The following is a 17,548-nucleotide window of genomic DNA, read 5'->3' on the forward strand; positions in this document are numbered from 1 at the left end:
GTCTCCTAGCCCGACAGGTTGAAGTTGCCGTTGGAGCCGTAGATCGCCAGGGACACCAACAGCGTCACCGACACCACGACCACCAGAGAAGTACGGACCGCGTTACCCACCGCCGCGCCCACACCCGACGGCCCGCCGGAGGCGAAGAACCCGAAGTAGGTGTGCACCAACAAAATCGCAATCGCCATCAACACCGCCTGCAGGAACGACCACAACAAGTCGATCGGGTTGAGGAAGGTGTCGAAATAGTGGTCGTAGAGTCCCCCGGACTGACCGAACAACACCACGGTGGTGAACTGGGAGGCAACGAACGACAGGATCACCGCGATCGAATACAACGGGGTGATCGCGATCATCCCCGCCACGATCCGGGTGGACACCAGATACTCCACCGACCGGATCCCCATCGAATCGAGCGCGTCGATCTCCTCGTTGATCCGCATCGCTCCCAACTGCGCGGTCACCCCTGCCCCGAAGGTCGCCGCCAGCCCGATCCCGGCGACCACCGGTGCGGCGATACGCACATTGATGAACGCCGCCAAAAAGCCCGTCAACGCCTCGATACCGATGTTGCCCAACGACGAGTAACCCTGGATCGCCAACGTGCCGCCGGCGGCGAGGGTCAAGAATCCGACGATCACCACGGTGCCGCCGATCATCGCCAAGGTGCCTGCACCCATCGAGATCTCGGCGATCAACCGGATGATCTCCTTGCGGAAATGCACAGCCGCGTGCGGGACCCCGCCCAACGCCCGGCCGTAGAACAACACGTGATCGCCGATGCGGGACAGCCAGGCCACCGGCCGACCGGCCTGGTTGACCAGCCGCGGGAACCGCGACCGCACCACCGTGGAAGTACCCATGACCGCGGCCCCTATCCCGTCGTCATCCGGATACCGATGGCCGTGACCACCACGTTGATCACGAACAACGCCATGAACGCGTACACCACTGTCTCGTTGACCGCGTTGCCCACCGCCTTGGCCCCACCACCGGTGATCGTCAACCCGCGATAGCACGCCACCAAGCCGGCGATCAGCCCGAACAGCGCCGCCTTGACACACGAGATGACCACCTCGGGCACCCCGGTCAGCAACGTGATCCCGGCAGCGAACGCCCCGGGATTCACGTCCTGGACGAAGATCGAGAAGAAGTAACCGCCCAGGATCCCGATGATCACCACCAGGCTGTTCAACAGCAACGCCACCAGACCCGCCGCCAGCATCCGCGGAGTCACCAGACGCTGCACCGGGTTGATCCCCAGCACCTCCATCGCGTCGATCTCCTCACGAATGGTGCGCGACCCCAGATCAGCACACATCGCGGTCGCACCGGCCCCGGCCACGATCAACACCGTCACCAGCGGACCCACCTGGGTCACCGCGCCGAACGCCGCGCCGGCCCCTGACAGGTCAGCAGCGCCCAACTCGCGCAGCAGGATGTTCAGCGTGAACGACACCAACACCGTGAACGGAATCGCCACCAACAAAGTCGGCGCCATCGACACCCGCGCCACGAACCAGCACTGCTCCAGAAACTCCCGCCACTGGAACGGCCGCACGAAAACGAACTTCACCGCATCGACAGCCATCGCGAAAAACCCGCCGACAGCCGCCATCGCCCCCGACAACCCGTTCGGTAACGCGATACCCGTCGACCACCGCTCCGGCCCCTTAACCGCCATCAGTCAGGTCCTCCAGGTCCTTCTAGGATCGTCACGCCCGCCACGGCCGTCGGACCGCCAATGTTGTGCGCCAGCGCGATCCGGGCACCGTCCACCTGGTTGACGGCCTCGCCGCGCAGTTGTTGGAACAACTCGACGCACTGTGCCACACCGGTGGCCCCCGGCGGGTGACCTTTGGCTTTCAGGCCCCCGCTGGGATTGACGGGCAGCGCCCCGCCGACGCTGGTCACCTCGGCCTCCAGAAGCTTGTATCCGCCCATCCTCTCGGCGAAGCCGAGGTCCTCGTAGCTCATCATCTCGATACCGGTCAGGAAGTCGTGCACCTCGGCGACATCCACGTCGCCCGGGGTCATGCCTGCCATCGCGAACGCCTGCTTCGCGGCCCGGGTGGTCGCCGGCAGCATCGTCATGTCCGGCTTGTGCTGATGCATCACCGAATCGAGGCCGAGACCGACACCCCGGATCCACACGGGTCTGTCGGTGAACCGGTCGACGACGTCTTCGGCGGCGATCACCAGCGCGGCCGCGCCATCGCTCTGCGGTGCGCAGTCGTAGAGCCGGAACGGGGTCACGACCGTCGGTGCGTTCAGGGCCTGCTCCATCGTGATCTCGAAGCGCAACCGCGCCTTGGGGTTGTTCACCCCGTGACGGTGGTTCTTGACCGCCACCATGGCTAAGTGTTCTTCAGTTGCCGGAGATTCGTGGAGATATCGACGAACATGTAAGGCGAATCCCGCGGGGGCGACCAGGCCGAGCGGATAATCCCAGGCCATGTCGCGGGCCATCGCCTCCCATTCCCACAGCATGCCCGCAGATGTGGTGTCGCGCAGCTTGTCGGCACCCATCACCAGCGCGACGTCGAAAGCCCCGGCGGAGACGGCGAACAACGCGTTGCGGATGGCGTCGTGTCCGGTCGCACAGGAGTTCTCGATACGGGTGACTGGCAAATCGGGCAGACCCAGTGTGTCGGCGAGGATGCCGGACGGGAATCCGTCGGCGGTGCCCATCGCACCGAACCAGGCGGCCTGCAGATCGGACTTGGCGAAGCCTTTGTCGACGGTGCCGGCACAGTCGGAGAACGCCATCGGAAGCAGATCTTTGATGCCGAGCGCGAAGTGCTCGCCGAACGGCGTCATGCCGGCGCCGACGACCGCAACCCTCCTCATGCCGCGGCTCCCACTCGCTCTGGTTCGAATGCGTAGCCGTAGTCCGGTACCCCGGAACGCACGGCAACACGACGCAGCGCCAGCCGCCCCCGGTCGCCGATGTCGACCACCCCCGCAGGCGCGCCGGTGACCTTCACCAGTGCGCGCACCCCGACCCCGTCGAGGTCGACGATGACCAGCGAGTAGGGCGTCCGCAGACCGGGCACCGGGATGTTCACGGTGGTCTCGGTGTAGACCGTGCCGGTGCGCGGCAGCGGCACCAGCTCGTAATCGGTGGCCAGAGCGCCGTCGGAGCCGACCCGGTACCGCGGGGGGAAATCGAGCTCATCGGAGTCGGTGAACTGTCCTGCCTCCCAACGGACTTTCGCCTCGAAGGCCCGCTCATAGGCGGCTAGCGAGATCGGGATGTCCACGCCCGCCGTGAAAGAGCCTTCGGGCACCGCTCGAGGGCTGGGTTCCCGTCGGTGGATGAGCGCGGTGCCCCCACTGACGGTGATGCCGGACAGGATCGCCTGTTCGACGGCGACCAGCGGCCCCGTGGCACCCCGTGCGGCCATTCCCGCCAGCGCGAACAGGCTCGAGCTGGCGCCCGCGGTCGGCAGTGCAGGCGGGTCCCCCAGACACAGATCGGCGGCGCGTTCATGGTCCACCCCGGCCACCGCGGCCGGCGTGTCCAGCCAGGCCGCGGCCAGCGAGGCGATCAATCCGCGCTCGTGCAGCAACCGCGGATCGCCGTAGTCATGGACATCGCCGGTGGATTTGCGGGTACGCACCGGCAGGCTGCGCGCGACCCGGGCCGCCGTGCGCACCTGCAGCCCGTGTTCGGCTGTCAGGATCGCCGCGGCCCCAGCCGGTTCGAGGTCACTGCCGATGATCAACGTCCTGGGCCGCGCCGAGCTGAGAGCGTCGACGGTCGCCGGGGCACCGCCCAGCCGTTCGTCGACCTCCAGCTCGGGATCCAACCCCAGACCCGCGAGAAGAACCGCGGCGTTGCTGCTTTCCACCAGCGGGAGATCACGGCTGACGAACACCACACGCTCGACGGCACCGCCACCGGACAACGCCGCACGGCCCGCCTCGACGGCCATCGTGACGGCGTCTTCGTCGTCGCCGGCCACCCGCTGCAGGGGTGTACCCCAGCAAGGCAGGTAGGTGCCGACGGACACGACGTAGGGCATGCTTGTCTCTCCAGTGGTGTGACGGTCGCTCAGGTGACGGCGCCGGCCGTCTTCAGCTCGATGATTCGGTCCCAATCGAGGCCCAGCTCCAGCAGGATCTCGTCGGTTTGCTCCGCGAAGCCTGGCGCCGGCCCCGATTGTGGTCCGGCGACGTCGAACTGCACCGGATTGGCCACCAATTCGAGTTCGCCTGCCCGAATGATGTATTCGTTTGCCCGGACCTGTGCGTCCTTGGCGGACTGCAGGGTGTCCTGCACCGGCGCCCATGGGCCGGCCAGTGTCGCGAAACGTTCGCTCCACTCGACCAGAGGGCGTTTCTTCATCGTCTCGGTGAGGATCTCGTTGGCCGCGGCGGTGTTCTCGGCGATCGCTTCGGCGGTGGCGAAGCGCGGGTCGTCGGCGAGTTCGTCGAGTTCCATGTGCCGGCACACATCGGCCCAGAACTTCGTGGGCTGCATCATGACAAATGAGATGTAGCGGTCGTCGGCGGTCGGATACAGGCCCACCAGCGGATTGATCGGTGACCCGTGCACCCCGGGCGGGAACGCCTCCATGCGCTCGCCGAGATGATTGGTCAGCGCCACCGTGTGCCCGAGCGACCACAGCCCGCTGCCGAGAAGCGAGACGTCCACCACCGAAGATTCGCCGGTCCGTTCGCGTTTGAGCAACGCCGCCGCGATGCCACCCGCGAGGTTGGTCCCGGAGATGGTGTCGCCGTAGGCCGGTCCGGGAGGCCCGATCATGCCCGGCATGTCGGGCGGGGTGATGGTGCGTGCGGTGCCGGCGCGGCACCAGAACGCGGTCATGTCGTAGCCGCCTTTGACCGCTTCTTCGCCGCGGGGCCCGAGCGCGCTTCCCCTGGCGTAGATGATGTCGGGATTGACCGCTCGGATGTCGTCGACGTCGATGCCGAACTTGTCGCGGTGACCGGGCAGAAAGCTGGTCAGGAACACGTCCGCGCGGCGGGCGAGGTCCAGGAGCACCTCTCTGCCCTCGGGCACCGACATGTCGAGTCCGATGCTGCGCTTGCCCCGGTTGGCGTGCTCGATGTTCGGGTTGGGATCCCCCTCGACCCGCAACAGCCCGGTCTGTCGCAGCCCTCGCTGCGGGTCACCGGTGACGGCGTGCTCGACCTTCACGACGTCGGCGCCCCACTCACCGAGCACCGCTCCGGCCGACGGGACGAACCCGTACATCGCGACCTCGAGGACCCTGATTCCCTCCAGCGGGCGGCTCATGACGTCTCCCCGGCGAGAACGGTCGCGAAGGTTTTCGTCTCCAGGAACTCCGCGAGACCGGCCGTGCCCATCTCCCTGCCGATCCCCGACTGCTTGTAGCCGCCGAACGGGCTGTCCGGGCTGAAGTAGTTGCCGCCGTTGATCGAGAAGGTGCCGGTGCGGATGCGTCGTGCCACTGCCAGTGCCCGGTCCTCGCTGCCGAACACGGCGCCGGAAAGGCCGTAGATCGAGTTGTTCGCGATGCGCACGGCGTCGTCGTCGTCCTCATAGGCGATCACGACCAGAACGGGTCCGAAAACCTCCTCCTGAGCGATCTCGCTGTCCGGGTCGACGTCGGCGAGCAACGTCGGGGTGTAGAAGTAGCCGGGGTCGACCTTCTCGCCGCCCGTGACCAGAGTTGCCCCAGCGGCGACGGCTCTCTGGACCATGCCGTCGACCTTGTCGCGCTGCTTCTCGCTGATCAACGGACCCATGTAGGTCTTGGGATCAGTGGGATCGCCGTACCGCACCATGCCGAAGTTGGTCTTGATCAACTCGACGATCTCGTCTTTGTGCTTCTTGGGCACCAGCAGCCGGGAGGTCAACGCGCAGCCCTGGCCTGCGTGGGTCACCATGCTGAACGCCGAGAACAGGGCCGCGGTACCGAAGTCGGCGTCGTCGAGCACGATCGCGGCCGACTTGCCGCCGAGTTCGAGGAACACCTTCTTGAGTGTTTCGCTGGCGGCGGCCATGATCCGGCGCCCGGTGGGCGTCGAACCGGTGAAGGTGACCATGTCGACGTCCGGGCTGGTGGTGAGCACCGCGCCGACCTCGGGATCGGCGCCGGAGAGCACGTTGACGACGCCGGCCGGGATGTCGGTGTGGTTGGCGATGAGTTCACCCAACGCCAGGGTGATCAGCGGAGTGTCGGGCGCGGATTTCAACACGACGGTGCAACCCGCTGCCAGCGCGGGCGCCAGCTTGGCCAGCGCGAGCTGATTCGGATAGTTGTAGGCGATGATCGCCGCGACGACGCCTGCCGCTTCCTTCTCCACCCATCGGTGGTGCTGCATGCCGCGGCTGGAGATGTTGCCCAGATCCTCGGTCATCGGATAGTCCCGCAGCAGGTCGGCGTAGTAGCGCACGATGCCGATGGGCTGATCCAGCTGGGCGCCTTGGCAGAGCGTCTCGGTGGCTCCCACCTCGGCAATGGTCAGCGCGGCGAGTTCGTCGCGGTGGTCGACGAGGGCCTGGTGCAGCTGCTCGAGGCACCGGACGCGCAGCTCGGTATCGGTCGACCAGTCGGTGGTGTCGAACGCCTGGCGCGCCGCGGTCACCGCTGCCTGGGCGTCGGCGACCGTAGCGTCGGGTGCGTGTCCGAGCACCTCTCCGGTCGCCGGGTTGAGTGAGGGAAACGACCGATCGGTCTCGATCAGACGTCCGCCGATCAAGATGCGCCGACTGACGTGCGAGGGCCGCTCATAACCCTCACGAACACCCGAGATCGTGGCTGTTTCCTGCATCATCCTCCTCAAGGACCTGTGACTTCAGCGCCTAGAAGTGGCTACTGTGATGGAAACTGCATTCTCATCCTCGGCGAATCATACATTCGCGAGATGAGAACTCAAGAAAATAAGCGGAACCGTCACTGCCTGCGGAGAACGGTGCGACAATCGGCCGTCAAACGTCTCACCAGTGCGAACAGCCAGGCCCACATGTCTTGCGAGAGAGCAGTATGCGAGAGTACGGTTCTCATAATCGGAAGGATGATTCTTGGATGACCAAGGATATCGAGAGCTCAGCCGGAGTCCACGAGTGAAGAACGCGGTCGTGACCGGAGGTGGTTCGGGCATCGGAGCCGCCGTGGCAGACCGGCTGCGTGCGGACGGCCTGCGCGTGGCCACCCTCGACCTCAACCCCGGCGAGGAGAAATTCTCCTACACCGCCGACGTCACCGATCGGGCAGCGGTTGACGCCGCACTCGACGAGATCCGAACCGAGCTGGGTCCGGTCACCGTGCTCGTCAACGCCGCGGGGCTGGAACGGTTCAAGCGCTTCGTCGACCTCACGTTCGCCGACTGGCAGAAGGTCGTCGACGTCAATCTCAACGGCGTGTTCCACTGCGTCCAGGCCACCCTTCCCGACATGATCGACGCCGGCTGGGGACGCATCGTCAACATCTCCTCGTCGAGCACACACTCAGGGCAGCCGTTCATGGCGCCCTACGTCGCGGCCAAGTCGGCGGTCAACGGCCTCACCAAGTCGCTGGCGCTGGAGTACGGGCCCGACGGCATCACCGTCAACGCGGTCCCTCCCGGATTCATCGACACCCCGATGTTGCGCAAGGCCGAGGAGCGCGGATTCCTCGGTGACACCCAGAAGCAGATCGATGCGACGCCGGTGCGCCGTATCGGCCGCCCCGAAGACATCGCCGCAGCATGCTCCTTCCTGATCTCGGAGGACGCCGGCTACATCACCGGACAGATCCTGGGCGTCAACGGCGGCCGGAACACCTGAGACAAACCAGCACAACCACAAGAACTTTCGAAAGGACAACGGGTTATGGGACGCGTTCAAGGAAAGGTCGCCTTCATCACCGGCGCCGCGCGTGGACAGGGACGCAGTCATGCCGTCCGGCTGGCCGAAGAGGGCGCCGACATCATCGCGGTGGATCTGTGTGAGAACGTCGAGACCATCGGCTATCCGATGGCGACCGCGGAAGATCTGGAGGAGACGGCCGCGTTCGTCGAGAAGACCGGCCAACGCGTCTACACCGCCAAGGCCGACGTCCGCGACGCCGCACAGCTGAAGAAGGCACTCGAAGACGGGATCGCCCAAATGGGTGGCCTCGACATCGTCGTCGCCCAGGCGGGCATCGCCGGCATGAAGGGCGATCCGCCGATGCAGGCGTGGACCGACGTGATCAACACCAACCTGGTCGGGACCATCAACGCCATCCAGGTGGCGCTGCCCCACCTCAAGGAAGGCGCATCGATCGTCGCGACCGGCTCGACCGCCGCGCTGATGGACGCCCACAACAAGCCGAACCCGGGCAGCGACCCCGGCGGCATGGCCTACATGACGTCAAAACGCCTGCTGTCTCAGTACGTGCACGACCTGTCGACGAATCTGGCCGTCCGCGGGATTCGCGCCAATGTCGTACATCCGACGAACTGCAACACCGACATGCTGCAGAGCCCCCCGATGTACAAATCCTTCCGGCCCGATCTGGAGAACCCGACCCGCGCGGACGCCGAACCGGTCTTCGGAGTCCAGCAGGCCATGAAGGTCAACTTCATCGAGCCCGAGGACATCAGCAACGCCATTCTGTGGCTGGTGTCCGACGAGGCCAGGTACGTCACCGGGATGCAGCTTCGCGTCGATGCCGGTGGCTACCTGAAGTGGTACGACTGGCACGTTTAGGAAGGACGGCGACTTGAAGGTTTTTGTGGACTCGGGACGATGCCAGGGGCACACGCTGTGTTCGATGATCGCGCCGGACTCCTTCGAGCTCAGCGATATCGACGGAACAGCGTCACCGGTCAACGAGGTCGTGCCGGTCGATCAGCAGGACGCGGTGCGCGAGGCCGCCCACTCATGCCCGGAACAGGCCATCTCGATCGAAGAATGACGTGTCCGATCGCTGTCAACAACAGCAAATGCACAGAGAGAAGACCGCTTTGAGTGTCGACGACGTCGTGAACGGCACCGCCGACGACAACCACCGCAAGAGCACCTATCACTTCGACAGGCACACGCCCGAGTACCGGTTGCAGTTCGAGAAGATCACCGAGGAGATGCAGAGCAAGTGTCCGCTCGCGTGGACGGACACCTACGACGGGCACTGGGTGGCCGCCGACAGCAAGCACGTCTTCGAGCTCGCCCGCTGCCCGGTGGTGTCCAACCATCACGACATCAGCGGTGAGACGCCGTTCAAGGGCATCACCATCCCGAAGGCCAGTCGCGCCACCGTCGTTCGCGGCGGCATCCTCGAGATGGACGAACCCGAGCACAGTACCTACCGCGGCGCGCTGAACCCCTATCTCTCCCCCGCAGCGATCAAGCGCTGGGAACCGTTCGTCGACGAGATCACCCGCGCCGCACTCGACGAGCACATCGCGTCGGGTCGGATCGATTTCGTCGAAGACCTCGCCAACGTCGTACCGGCGGTCTTCACCCTGGCGATGATGGGCATCGACCTGAAGAAGTGGAACGTCTACAGCGAGCCCACTCACGCCTCGGTTTACACCCCCGAACACGCACCGGAGCGCGAGAAGATCAACGAGCAGCACCGGGAGATGGGCATCGATCTCATCAACAACATGATGGAGATCCGCGAGAACCCCCGGCCCGGGTTGGTCAATGCGTTGCTGCAGTTGCGAATCGACGGCGAGCCGGCCCCCGATATGGAGATCCTGGGCAACCTGGGGCTGATCATCGGCGGCGGCTTCGACACCACCACGGCGCTCACCGCACACGCATTGGAGTGGCTCGGTGAGCACCCCGACGAGCGCGACCGCCTCAGCAGGGAGCGCGACAAGCTGTTGCACCCCGCCACCGAGGAGTTCCTCCGCTTCTTCACCCCGGCCCCCGGCGACGGTCGGACGTTCGCCGAGGACGTCGAGGTCGCGGGCCAGCAGTTCAAGCAGTTCGAGCGACTGTGGCTGTCGTGGGCGATGGCCAACCGCGACCCCTCGGTGTTCGAGAACCCGAACGAGATCGTGATGGACCGGAAGGGCAACAGGCACTTCAGCTTCGGTATCGGCGTGCACCGCTGTGTGGGTTCCAACGTCGCGCGCACCGTGTTCAAGTCGATGCTCACCGCCGTGCTCGACCGGATGCCCGACTATGTGTGCGACCCCGAGGGCACTGTGCACTACGACACCATCGGCGTCATCCAGGGCATGCGAAACCTGCCGGCCACCTTCACTCCGGGCAAGCCGCAGGGTCCAGGGTTGGACGAGACACTGGAGAAACTCCAACGCATCTGCAACGAGCAGGAGCTCGCGCGGCCGATCACCGAGCGCAAGGAAGCAGCCGTCATCGATTGACCGTCCGAACCGGCCCGCAATCCGCGGCGGGGTGGTTCGATGGATGGCGGCGGGGAGCAGAAGAAGGGCAGCACAGGGTCATGAAGCTCAGCAGGATCGGGTCCGCGGCGGCCGCGCTCATGGCGATGGCGACGCTTCTCGCGCCACCGTCGTCGGCGGCCGGGATGCAGTTGGGCAACTACGACCTCTGGACCAACCGGTATACCCAGGCGTCGTGGTTCTGGTTCATCAGTACCTGCACCCCCGACAAGAACCCGGACTGCATCAGGGTCGCCGCGCGGCCGCGGCTGAAGTTCTACGCGTACTACGAGAGCAGGACGTACCTGGTGGACGGACGGTACACATTCACCGTCGACGTCCCCGACGGGCTACGCTGCTGGGGACACAACATGCCCACGCGCGAAACGTACTCGTGGGACGCGACCACGCTGCTGGGCACGATCGACTCGAAGTTCGACGTCGGCTGCAACAACGGTCCGCCGGGAACCCAGTTCTGGACCTTCAAGCTCCAGCGACTGTGATCACGAGTCGCCGGCTCACAGCAACGCGTACCGCTGCCGGATCCCGTTGAAGCGAGCCCACATCTGCTCGGTTCGCTCAGCCACGGTCACCCTTGCCGAATCCGTGGGCAGCACCTCGGCCAGCTGAAAGCGCTCGACCAGTCGGGTCCGCAGCACCGCGGGCGCCCCCTCGAGCATGTGCCGGTACGTCAGGTTGCCCCGCTCGAAACCCTGGGTGTCGATCCAGTTGTGGTAGCCCGGGTCGTCGTGGGCAAGGATCAGCCGGACCTTGCCGTCGCCGTCGATTCTCGTGCGACTGGGCGTGTAGCTGACCGGGCGATAGAGGAAGTCCATGCTGTTGAAGAAGACGCCCATGTTCGTCAGCGTCCATAGTCCGTCGTGCGCATCGAACTCGACGACCAGCGCCTCATCCGGCCCGAGCACCCAGTGCATGTTGCTCGCGGCCCGGCCCCGCTTCTCATCATCTGGACTGGATCCCACAGCCGGAAAACTGTTCGGCTGATCGGGGTTGACGCCGCCGTGGGCGAAAGGGAACTCGGGCCAGTCGTGCATCACACCGGTGATGAACTCTCCCGCCCACCCGATCGCTTCGACCATCTCCTCGGCTGTCGGCAACGGTTTCGGTGAGGCCATGTCGACCCGTTCGATCCTCATCCGGGCCGGCCGCTCTTCCCAAGAATCGAAGCCTTGGCGGATGAACAACTTGCGCGAGCCCGGCGTGGTGGGCAACCAGTTCGGACCGTCGCGTGGTCCCCCGACGTAGACCTCGAAGCTTCCATCGGCGGAGACCTCGAGTTGGTCCCCGGCCAGACTCGCCTCGGGGACATCGCCGAACGGCTCGTGCAGCACGCCCGGCCCGTCGGCCCGCGGACCCTGCACGGTGATGTTGACAAACCTGGCCGTTCCTCGGTCTCCGGCGATTCGGTAGATTGACCGGCCGTCGATCCAGGCCTGCTGATAGGTGAAGTCGGCACAGTCCCCGCCCAGCTTTCGGGTCGGGCCGCAGAACGGGTGCAAGCTCGGGTAGCGGCTGTTCCTGGTCTCGAGCGCGAGGTCGAACGCCTGGCCGAGGTTCTGGGTGAGAAACCGCAGACCGTCCACCCGCTGACGGCTCGAGGATGTGTTGTGGTCCTTGAACACCTGCTGCCCGGCCGCCTTGAGCTGATCACAGAACGAGTCCCACGCGTGGTCGAGGGAGGCGTCGTCGGGGCCGTCGCCGAACGCCACCGGCTATCCCGCCGTGTCCTCGAGGCGCCGGAGCATCGCCGACACCGAAGCGCAGGCGCGGCTTGCAGCTTCGACTCGCCCTTCGCGCTCGATCCGAGGTCCGATCAACTCGAGATCGAAGCCATGCGGGTAGCCGGCGGTGAGCGCTTGGTCGATCACCGTCTCGAGGGGAATCGCACCGTCACCCGGCACGGCACGCGCCGGCAGCGCCCGGTCGCCGAGCACGTAGTCACTCAGCTGGATCATCACCGTGCGGGGCAATGCCCGCTCCACCAGGGCGGAGAGGTGCGCTTCTGTCCAGCAGTGGAACAGGTCGATGCAGATTCCCACGCCGGCCATCTCGGCAAGCTCGATGGTGTCCCGCAGCGTGTGCGCGATGTGGATGTCGGCGTAGAGGCCCGAGGCGTTCTCGATCGCGAGAGCCACCCCCGCCTGCCGCGCGGTGTCCGCACCCGGTTGCACCGCAGCGCAGAATCGATCGGCTGCCTCCTCCCAGGACAGTTCGCCCCGACCACCGGTCAGCATGTAGATCGAGCGTGCGCCGATGGCGGCGGCGGCGTCGATCACCCGGTTGAGACTGTCCGCCGATTCGAACAGATGGAACACCGTCTCAACCGTGTAACCCTGTTCGGAAATCACTTTCGGTAGTTGCGGTTCGAGTATCCGGGAATCGAGGAGGCTGAGCCGGGTGACTCCGAGTGTCTGCCAATAGGTGCACAGCTGGTCGAAAGACGCGTCGCCGAAGGTGACGCTGTGCACCGACAGGCGCTCGTCGACCGTCAACTCCTCGGGGGGCACCTCACTCACGTTTTTCTATCTCCACCCCGAATCGCTCGCGGAACGGCCGGAACTCCTCGTGCAGCACATCAAGATCCTCGCCGATGTCGGTGAGCAGCTTGGTCGAATAGCGGAACTTTCCGTGGCGGTCACCCCGGTTGTCGGCCAGATAGTCACGCATCGCGCCACCGGCTTCGGGCGTCATGGTCTGCCCACAGAACTCGTAGTAGCGGCGAGCCGTGTCCACCGGGTCGTCCACGAAGTCGCGGTAGCGGACGTGCATGATGCGCGGGTCGTCGACGAGTTCATGTGTCATGGTGTTGGCGATGCTGGCGCGAGTCAGGTCCAGATGCATCTTGGCCGCGGCCTGCAGATCGACCGGCCCGACGAGGCCCTCCATGATGTCGGCCATCATCATCGTCCGGGAGGCCGCGACCTGTACCGGGTCGCGGTGCAGCCACAGTAAGGTGGCGTCGGGGTACGCCGCGAACAGCTCGGCCAGCCGGAATCCGTGGAACCCTTTGAGCACCCAGCGCTTTGGCGTCCTCCCGTACTGGAACTGCTGCAGCATCGCCTTGTGGATGCGGTACTGCGCTCGGGCATCGGTGGGCAGTCCCCCGACCACCGTCTGCATCGGCACCCGCCACCACGCAGTGGGCGTCATGACCCGGAAGTCGAAGGCCCAGGTGCGTTCGTCCTCTGGCAGTCCGTTGCCGAGCATGTCGTTGTAGGGATGACTGTGCAGCCACTTCGGCATCTTCGTGTTGATCTCCCGCCAGTCGGCGTCGGCGCGAGACGGCCTCGGGTCGTCGGCACGGGCGAGCCCCGGGGGCGGTGACGGGTACATCACCTCCCAGAACCGCAGCGCGCGTGCCTGCGGGTCGACCGACAGCAGCGCATGCATGAGGGTGGTGCCCGAACGGGGTTCACCGGTCACGAACATGGGCCGCTCGATTCTCTCGTCGGCCACCGGGTATCGTCGGCGATCCTCGAAGAACTCCAGACGGGCGGTCAGCAATCCGTGGCATACCTCCGCGGCCTGACGCACGCCGTCGGAGTCCATGCCCTGACGGTTGAGATGCTCGACGGCGACCGCGAAACGCGAAGGCAGCGTCGGGTCCCCGTGGTCGCTCAGACCGGTGTCGTCGTGCGCCCGGGAGAGCATCCGGTCAGCATCCAGATGTGTTGTCACCGCGCGCCTTCACAGAGTCTCATGAGCTCGTCCTCCGCCCGGCGGACGTTCTCCGCCGACGCCGCCGCGTGGTCGAGTCCGGCCATGGCCCCGTAGTCCAGGATCTTGGGCACCCGCAGGCCGGCGTCGACGAAGTCGCCGATCATCCGCGCCACTTGTTCCGGCGTGCCGTGCGGCACCATCGCGAGGATCATCTCGGGCTCGACCCTTCCGAGGAAGTCGACGATGCGCTCGCGGGTGAGAACGGCGGGGTCGATGTCATGGAAGCCACCCCAGTTCTCCCCCATCGGATGCCCGAATCCGAAGCCGCGGAGCACCTCTGCGGATACCTGCAGCAAGAAGGACTTGACCAGCGGGGCCTGCAGGATCTCGGCCAACGCCGCCTCGTCACGGCCCATCACACAGATCTGGATGAAGCACGGGGTGATCGACATCGGATCGCGCCCCGCGCGATCGGCCGCGTTCCTGACACGCGCAAGCTTGCCTGCATAGTCCTCGGGGGTCCACGCGCCCGCCGGCCACCAGCCGTCCGCGAACCGTCCCGCGATGTCGAGAGACCGCGGACCGCTGGCGCCGATCCAGATGCGGGGGAACCGGCCCTCGTAGGGCTCGGTGTCGAGGCGGGCGTCGTGCAGTCGGAAGAATCGGCCCTCGAAGTCAACCGGACCGTCGGTCTCCCAGAGCATTTTGATGACCCGCAGTGCCTCCTCGAGCCGGCTGACCGGCCGGTCGAAGTCGAACCCGTAGGGAACGATGTTCTCGGCTTCGCCGCTCCCGAGCCCGAGGATGAAGCGGCCTCCGGACAGGTGGTCGATCGTCAACGCGCTCTGGGCCAGTGAGGCGGGATGGCGTCGCACGGTGTCCACCACGCTGGTGGCCAGCGGCACGTTCTCGGTCAGCACTGCCGCTGCCGCCGCGACGGCCATCCCGTCGAGATGGCGGTGTGGCGACGGCGACGCCGTGGCGAGATCGGTGAACTCCGGGGTCCAGATCGAGTCCGGCCAGAAGCTGACCATGTGGTCGGGCAGCCAGATCGAATGGTAACGGCCACTGTCGAGACGCTCGAGCTGACTCAGGTCCAGGGGCAGAGTGGTCCTCAGGAACGCGGCCGGCTGAACCTTCACGTGTGGTGCGCGTGCTATCGGCGGGGCAGGCCGAGTACCTGCTGCGCGATGATGTTGCGCTGGATCTCCGAGGTGCCGCCTGCGATGGTGCCGGAGAAGCTGCGCGCATACCGCTCGAACCAGCTCGCGAAGTAGTGGTCGAGGTTCATGTGTTCGTAGGGGCCGGAGGTCGACGGGTGGATCAGGCCGTCAGGCCCGGCCGCCGTCAGACAGGCGCTGGCAGCTCGCATCTCGGCTTCCGCACCGAGCAACTTCGGTATCGACACCGACGCGACGTCGACCTCGCCACGCGCGGCTTTGGCCAGTCCGACCGAACCGAGCAGGCGCAGTGCCTGATAGTCCATGATCGTGGTGGCCAGCTCATCGCGTTCGAGTGCGTTGGACGGCCGAGAATCGGCGATCGAGTTGGCGATTCGGTCCGCGAAGCCCAGCCACATCATGGTGCGCTCATGGCCCAGTGAGCCATTGGCTACGCCCCAACCGCCGTTGAGCGGGCCGACGAGGTTTTCGGCCGGCACCCGGACGTCGGTGAAGAAGACCTCGTTGAAGTCCAGGTTGTCGATCCCCGTCATGTCGGCGAACGGCCGGCACACGACACCCTCGAGGTCGGTCGGGATCAGCAGCACGCTGATGCCCTTGTGCTTGGGTGCGTCGGGGTCGGTGCGGACGAACGTCAGCAGGAAATCGGCGTCGTGGGCGCCTGAGGTCCACACCTTCTGGCCGTTGACGACGAAGTAGGGATCGTCGCCGCCCGAGACAAACTCAGCCTTGGTGCGCAGCGACGCGAGGTCGGACCCCGCGCTGGGCTCACTCATTCCCAGCGAAGCGGTGCGCTCCCCCTTGAGGACCGGCACTGCCCACTGGTGCTTCTGTTCCTCGGTACCGAACGTCAGCAGCGACGCCGCGATGATGTTGACGCCCTGGGGGTTGAAGCTGTGATAGATCCGGCGCCGGCACAGTTCTTCGAGGTGAACGTAGGTCTGCAGCACGGTGGCGTTGCGCCCGCCGAACTCCGGTGGCTGCGCGGGCAGCAGCCAACCGTTGTCGAACAGCTTTCGCTGCCAGTCACGGGCCCACTTCGGCATGTGCGACACCGACCGGGGGCGCTCGAGCGTCTCAGCCGGGGTCGGGATGTTCTCGTCGAGGAATGCGCGGAACTCGGCGCGGAATTCCTCGACATCGTTGTCAAAGGTCAGCTGCATCAAATTCCTCCGCGATGATGGCTCGATGCTCGGCAGCGCCGCCCAGCATGTGTTCACCGGCCTTGGCCCGTTTGAGCGCGAACTGGAGGTCGTTCTCCCAGGTGAACCCCATCGCGCCGAACATCTGCAGGCCGTGGCGGAACACGAGCGCCTGGCACTCCCCCGCCGATGCTTTGGCCATGGCAGCCGCCAACCGCCGGCGCGGGTCGTCGGCAGCGATGGTGAGTGCCGAGAAGTAGCACAGCGCGCGCGCCCGTTCGATCGCGACATGCATGTCGGTCGCCTTGTGCTGGATCGCCTGGAACGTCCCGATTGCCACCCCGAACTGCTGACGGCTCTTGGCATGCTCGAGCGCCAGGTCCAATATCCGCTGGCAGGCGCCGACCATCGTGATCGCCATCCCCATGAGCGCAATGTGGCGAGCCCGTTCGGTATCGGCAGCCAGCCGCTCTGCGTCGGCGACGTGCACTCCGACGAAGGACACCTCGGCGACATGCAGGACCGGGTCGAACACCTCGACACGACGCGAGGTGACGCTGGAGGCGTCGGCTCTCGGATCGACGAGGAAGACACCAGCGGGGGTGACGACGGCAAACCGCTCTGCGCGGTCCCCGTCGAGTACAAACCGGTCGGTTCCCGTCAGCACCCAGCCCTCGGCATCGCGGGTGGCGTTGACCCCGCTGTAAACCGCCGCGCCCGCTGCCAGCGGATCGAACCGATCACCGGCAAGGGGGGCGAACTGGGTCAAGGTGGCCAGCATCGGTGTCGGGTCGGTGACCCGGCCCAACTCCTCGAGAACGATCGCGAGCTCGACGGCGTTCTCCGGGTCGGTCAGCTCGGTCCAGCCGGCTTCCACGTAGCTGTTCCACAGCGGCGCCGGATCGACACCGTTCTCGGCGATGTCGCGGATCAGGGACGGCGGGCACTGCTTGGACACCGCATCGCGCACGGTCTCCTGCCACAGCCTCTGATCAGCGTCGAACTCAAGCAGCATCCAGCGCCTCCGGACTCGGTACGTTGAAGGGAGAATAGCATTCTCCGTTCCGGGGCCACCGTTCTCTTCACGCGGGTTGACACTTTCGCGAGCGAGAAGCTAAGCACTGTCCAGCGGTCCCGTTCACCTGCGTAGATGTAAGCGAAGTGCTGGAGAACAGAATTCTTGCTAAAGAAGAACAACGATCTACACTGGGATCGTGACGGCCGCGCCCT

Annotated in this window: 17 protein-coding genes; 5 read left to right on the top strand and 12 right to left on the bottom strand. The window is 65.8% G+C overall.

The window, feature by feature from the left end:
- Positions 1-5 precede the first annotated feature (5 nt).
- From G6N53_RS23685 to G6N53_RS23710, 6 genes are read right to left on the bottom strand one after another with little or no spacing between them, the layout of a single operon-like run.
- On the bottom strand, positions 6-863 hold the full coding sequence (locus G6N53_RS23685) for an MlaE family ABC transporter permease (RefSeq protein WP_163892991.1): 858 nt from the start codon (positions 861-863) through the stop codon (positions 6-8).
- An 11-nt stretch (positions 864-874) separates the two neighbouring features.
- Positions 875-1,684, bottom strand: a complete 810-nt coding sequence (locus tag G6N53_RS23690) for an MlaE family ABC transporter permease (protein WP_163892994.1) — start codon at positions 1,682-1,684, stop codon at positions 875-877.
- A complete protein-coding gene (locus G6N53_RS23695; RefSeq protein ID WP_163892998.1) occupies positions 1,684-2,850 on the bottom strand; it encodes a thiolase C-terminal domain-containing protein in 1,167 nt (388 codons plus the stop codon). Before G6N53_RS23695 ends, G6N53_RS23690 begins: the two co-directional genes overlap by 1 nt.
- A complete protein-coding gene (locus G6N53_RS23700) occupies positions 2,847-4,028 on the bottom strand; it encodes an OB-fold domain-containing protein (protein WP_163893001.1) in 1,182 nt (393 codons plus the stop codon). The genes G6N53_RS23695 and G6N53_RS23700 overlap by 4 nt, the downstream gene beginning before the upstream one ends.
- Before the next feature lie 29 nt (positions 4,029-4,057).
- A complete protein-coding gene (locus tag G6N53_RS23705; protein ID WP_163893004.1) occupies positions 4,058-5,266 on the bottom strand; it encodes a CaiB/BaiF CoA transferase family protein in 1,209 nt (402 codons plus the stop codon).
- Entirely contained in the window at positions 5,263-6,768 is a 1,506-nt protein-coding gene (locus G6N53_RS23710) for an aldehyde dehydrogenase family protein (RefSeq protein WP_163893007.1), read from the bottom strand. The genes G6N53_RS23705 and G6N53_RS23710 overlap by 4 nt, the downstream gene beginning before the upstream one ends.
- A 292-nt stretch (positions 6,769-7,060) precedes the next feature.
- Here G6N53_RS23710 and G6N53_RS23715 point away from each other — a divergent pair, with 292 nt between their 5' ends.
- The 5 genes from G6N53_RS23715 (at position 7,061) to G6N53_RS23735 (ending at position 10,817) form a co-directional block, all read left to right on the top strand.
- Positions 7,061-7,762 (top strand): SDR family NAD(P)-dependent oxidoreductase, encoded by a 702-nt coding sequence (locus G6N53_RS23715; RefSeq protein WP_163893010.1) that lies wholly within the window; start codon positions 7,061-7,063, stop codon positions 7,760-7,762.
- A gap of 45 nt (positions 7,763-7,807) precedes the next feature.
- Positions 7,808-8,668: a mycofactocin-coupled SDR family oxidoreductase gene (locus G6N53_RS23720; protein ID WP_163893013.1), complete on the top strand. Its 861-nt coding sequence runs from the start codon at positions 7,808-7,810 to the stop codon at positions 8,666-8,668.
- 13 nt (positions 8,669-8,681) lie between these two features.
- Positions 8,682-8,876: a ferredoxin gene (locus tag G6N53_RS23725; RefSeq protein WP_163893017.1), complete on the top strand. Its 195-nt coding sequence runs from the start codon at positions 8,682-8,684 to the stop codon at positions 8,874-8,876.
- A 28-nt stretch (positions 8,877-8,904) separates the two neighbouring features.
- Positions 8,905-10,296, top strand: a complete 1,392-nt coding sequence (locus G6N53_RS23730) for a cytochrome P450 (RefSeq protein ID WP_371870858.1) — start codon at positions 8,905-8,907, stop codon at positions 10,294-10,296.
- 80 nt (positions 10,297-10,376) lie between these two features.
- Positions 10,377-10,817, top strand: a complete 441-nt coding sequence (locus G6N53_RS23735; RefSeq protein ID WP_163893023.1) for a hypothetical protein — start codon at positions 10,377-10,379, stop codon at positions 10,815-10,817.
- Between the two features lie 15 nt (positions 10,818-10,832).
- Here the strand turns inward: G6N53_RS23735 and G6N53_RS23740 are convergent, their stop codons facing one another.
- From G6N53_RS23740 to G6N53_RS23765, 6 genes are read right to left on the bottom strand one after another with little or no spacing between them, the layout of a single operon-like run.
- A complete protein-coding gene (locus tag G6N53_RS23740; RefSeq protein WP_163893026.1) occupies positions 10,833-12,044 on the bottom strand; it encodes a DUF1214 domain-containing protein in 1,212 nt (403 codons plus the stop codon).
- A 3-nt stretch (positions 12,045-12,047) separates the two neighbouring features.
- Positions 12,048-12,842, bottom strand: a complete 795-nt coding sequence (locus tag G6N53_RS23745; RefSeq protein ID WP_237166781.1) for a sugar phosphate isomerase/epimerase family protein — start codon at positions 12,840-12,842, stop codon at positions 12,048-12,050.
- Position 12,843: 1 nt separating this feature from the next.
- A complete protein-coding gene (locus G6N53_RS23750; RefSeq protein WP_205390444.1) occupies positions 12,844-14,013 on the bottom strand; it encodes a sulfotransferase family protein in 1,170 nt (389 codons plus the stop codon).
- On the bottom strand, positions 14,010-15,137 hold the full coding sequence (locus G6N53_RS23755) for an LLM class flavin-dependent oxidoreductase (RefSeq protein ID WP_163893030.1): 1,128 nt from the start codon (positions 15,135-15,137) through the stop codon (positions 14,010-14,012). The genes G6N53_RS23750 and G6N53_RS23755 overlap by 4 nt, the downstream gene beginning before the upstream one ends.
- Before the next feature lie 14 nt (positions 15,138-15,151).
- The gene (locus tag G6N53_RS23760; protein WP_163893033.1) at positions 15,152-16,339 is read right to left on the bottom strand and encodes an acyl-CoA dehydrogenase family protein; all 1,188 of its coding nucleotides are present in this window, start codon (positions 16,337-16,339) and stop codon (positions 15,152-15,154) included.
- A complete protein-coding gene (locus G6N53_RS23765) occupies positions 16,323-17,333 on the bottom strand; it encodes an acyl-CoA dehydrogenase family protein (RefSeq protein WP_163893036.1) in 1,011 nt (336 codons plus the stop codon). The genes G6N53_RS23760 and G6N53_RS23765 overlap by 17 nt, the downstream gene beginning before the upstream one ends.
- Positions 17,334-17,548: the final 215 nt, after the last annotated feature.

The sequence above is a fragment of the Mycolicibacterium hippocampi genome (genome assembly GCF_010723735.1).
GTDB lineage: Bacteria > Actinomycetota > Actinomycetes > Mycobacteriales > Mycobacteriaceae > Mycobacterium > Mycobacterium hippocampi.

Bases quoted from the DNA above. Each gene is read 5' to 3' on its own strand.
- G6N53_RS23685 (WP_163892991.1), bottom strand. From the start codon at position 863: ATGGGTACTTCCACGGTGGTGCGGTCGCGGTTCCCGCGGCTGGTCAAC.
- G6N53_RS23690 (WP_163892994.1), bottom strand. From the start codon at position 1,684: ATGGCGGTTAAGGGGCCGGAGCGGTGGTCGACGGGTATCGCGTTACCG.
- G6N53_RS23695 (WP_163892998.1), bottom strand. From the start codon at position 2,850: ATGAGGAGGGTTGCGGTCGTCGGCGCCGGCATGACGCCGTTCGGCGAG.
- G6N53_RS23700 (WP_163893001.1), bottom strand. From the start codon at position 4,028: ATGCCCTACGTCGTGTCCGTCGGCACCTACCTGCCTTGCTGGGGTACA.
- G6N53_RS23705 (WP_163893004.1), bottom strand. From the start codon at position 5,266: ATGAGCCGCCCGCTGGAGGGAATCAGGGTCCTCGAGGTCGCGATGTAC.
- G6N53_RS23710 (WP_163893007.1), bottom strand. From the start codon at position 6,768: ATGCAGGAAACAGCCACGATCTCGGGTGTTCGTGAGGGTTATGAGCGG.
- G6N53_RS23720 (WP_163893013.1), top strand. From the start codon at position 7,808: ATGGGACGCGTTCAAGGAAAGGTCGCCTTCATCACCGGCGCCGCGCGT.
- G6N53_RS23730 (WP_371870858.1), top strand. From the start codon at position 8,905: ATGCACAGAGAGAAGACCGCTTTGAGTGTCGACGACGTCGTGAACGGC.
- G6N53_RS23735 (WP_163893023.1), top strand. From the start codon at position 10,377: ATGAAGCTCAGCAGGATCGGGTCCGCGGCGGCCGCGCTCATGGCGATG.
- G6N53_RS23760 (WP_163893033.1), bottom strand. From the start codon at position 16,339: ATGCAGCTGACCTTTGACAACGATGTCGAGGAATTCCGCGCCGAGTTC.
- G6N53_RS23765 (WP_163893036.1), bottom strand. From the start codon at position 17,333: ATGCTGCTTGAGTTCGACGCTGATCAGAGGCTGTGGCAGGAGACCGTG.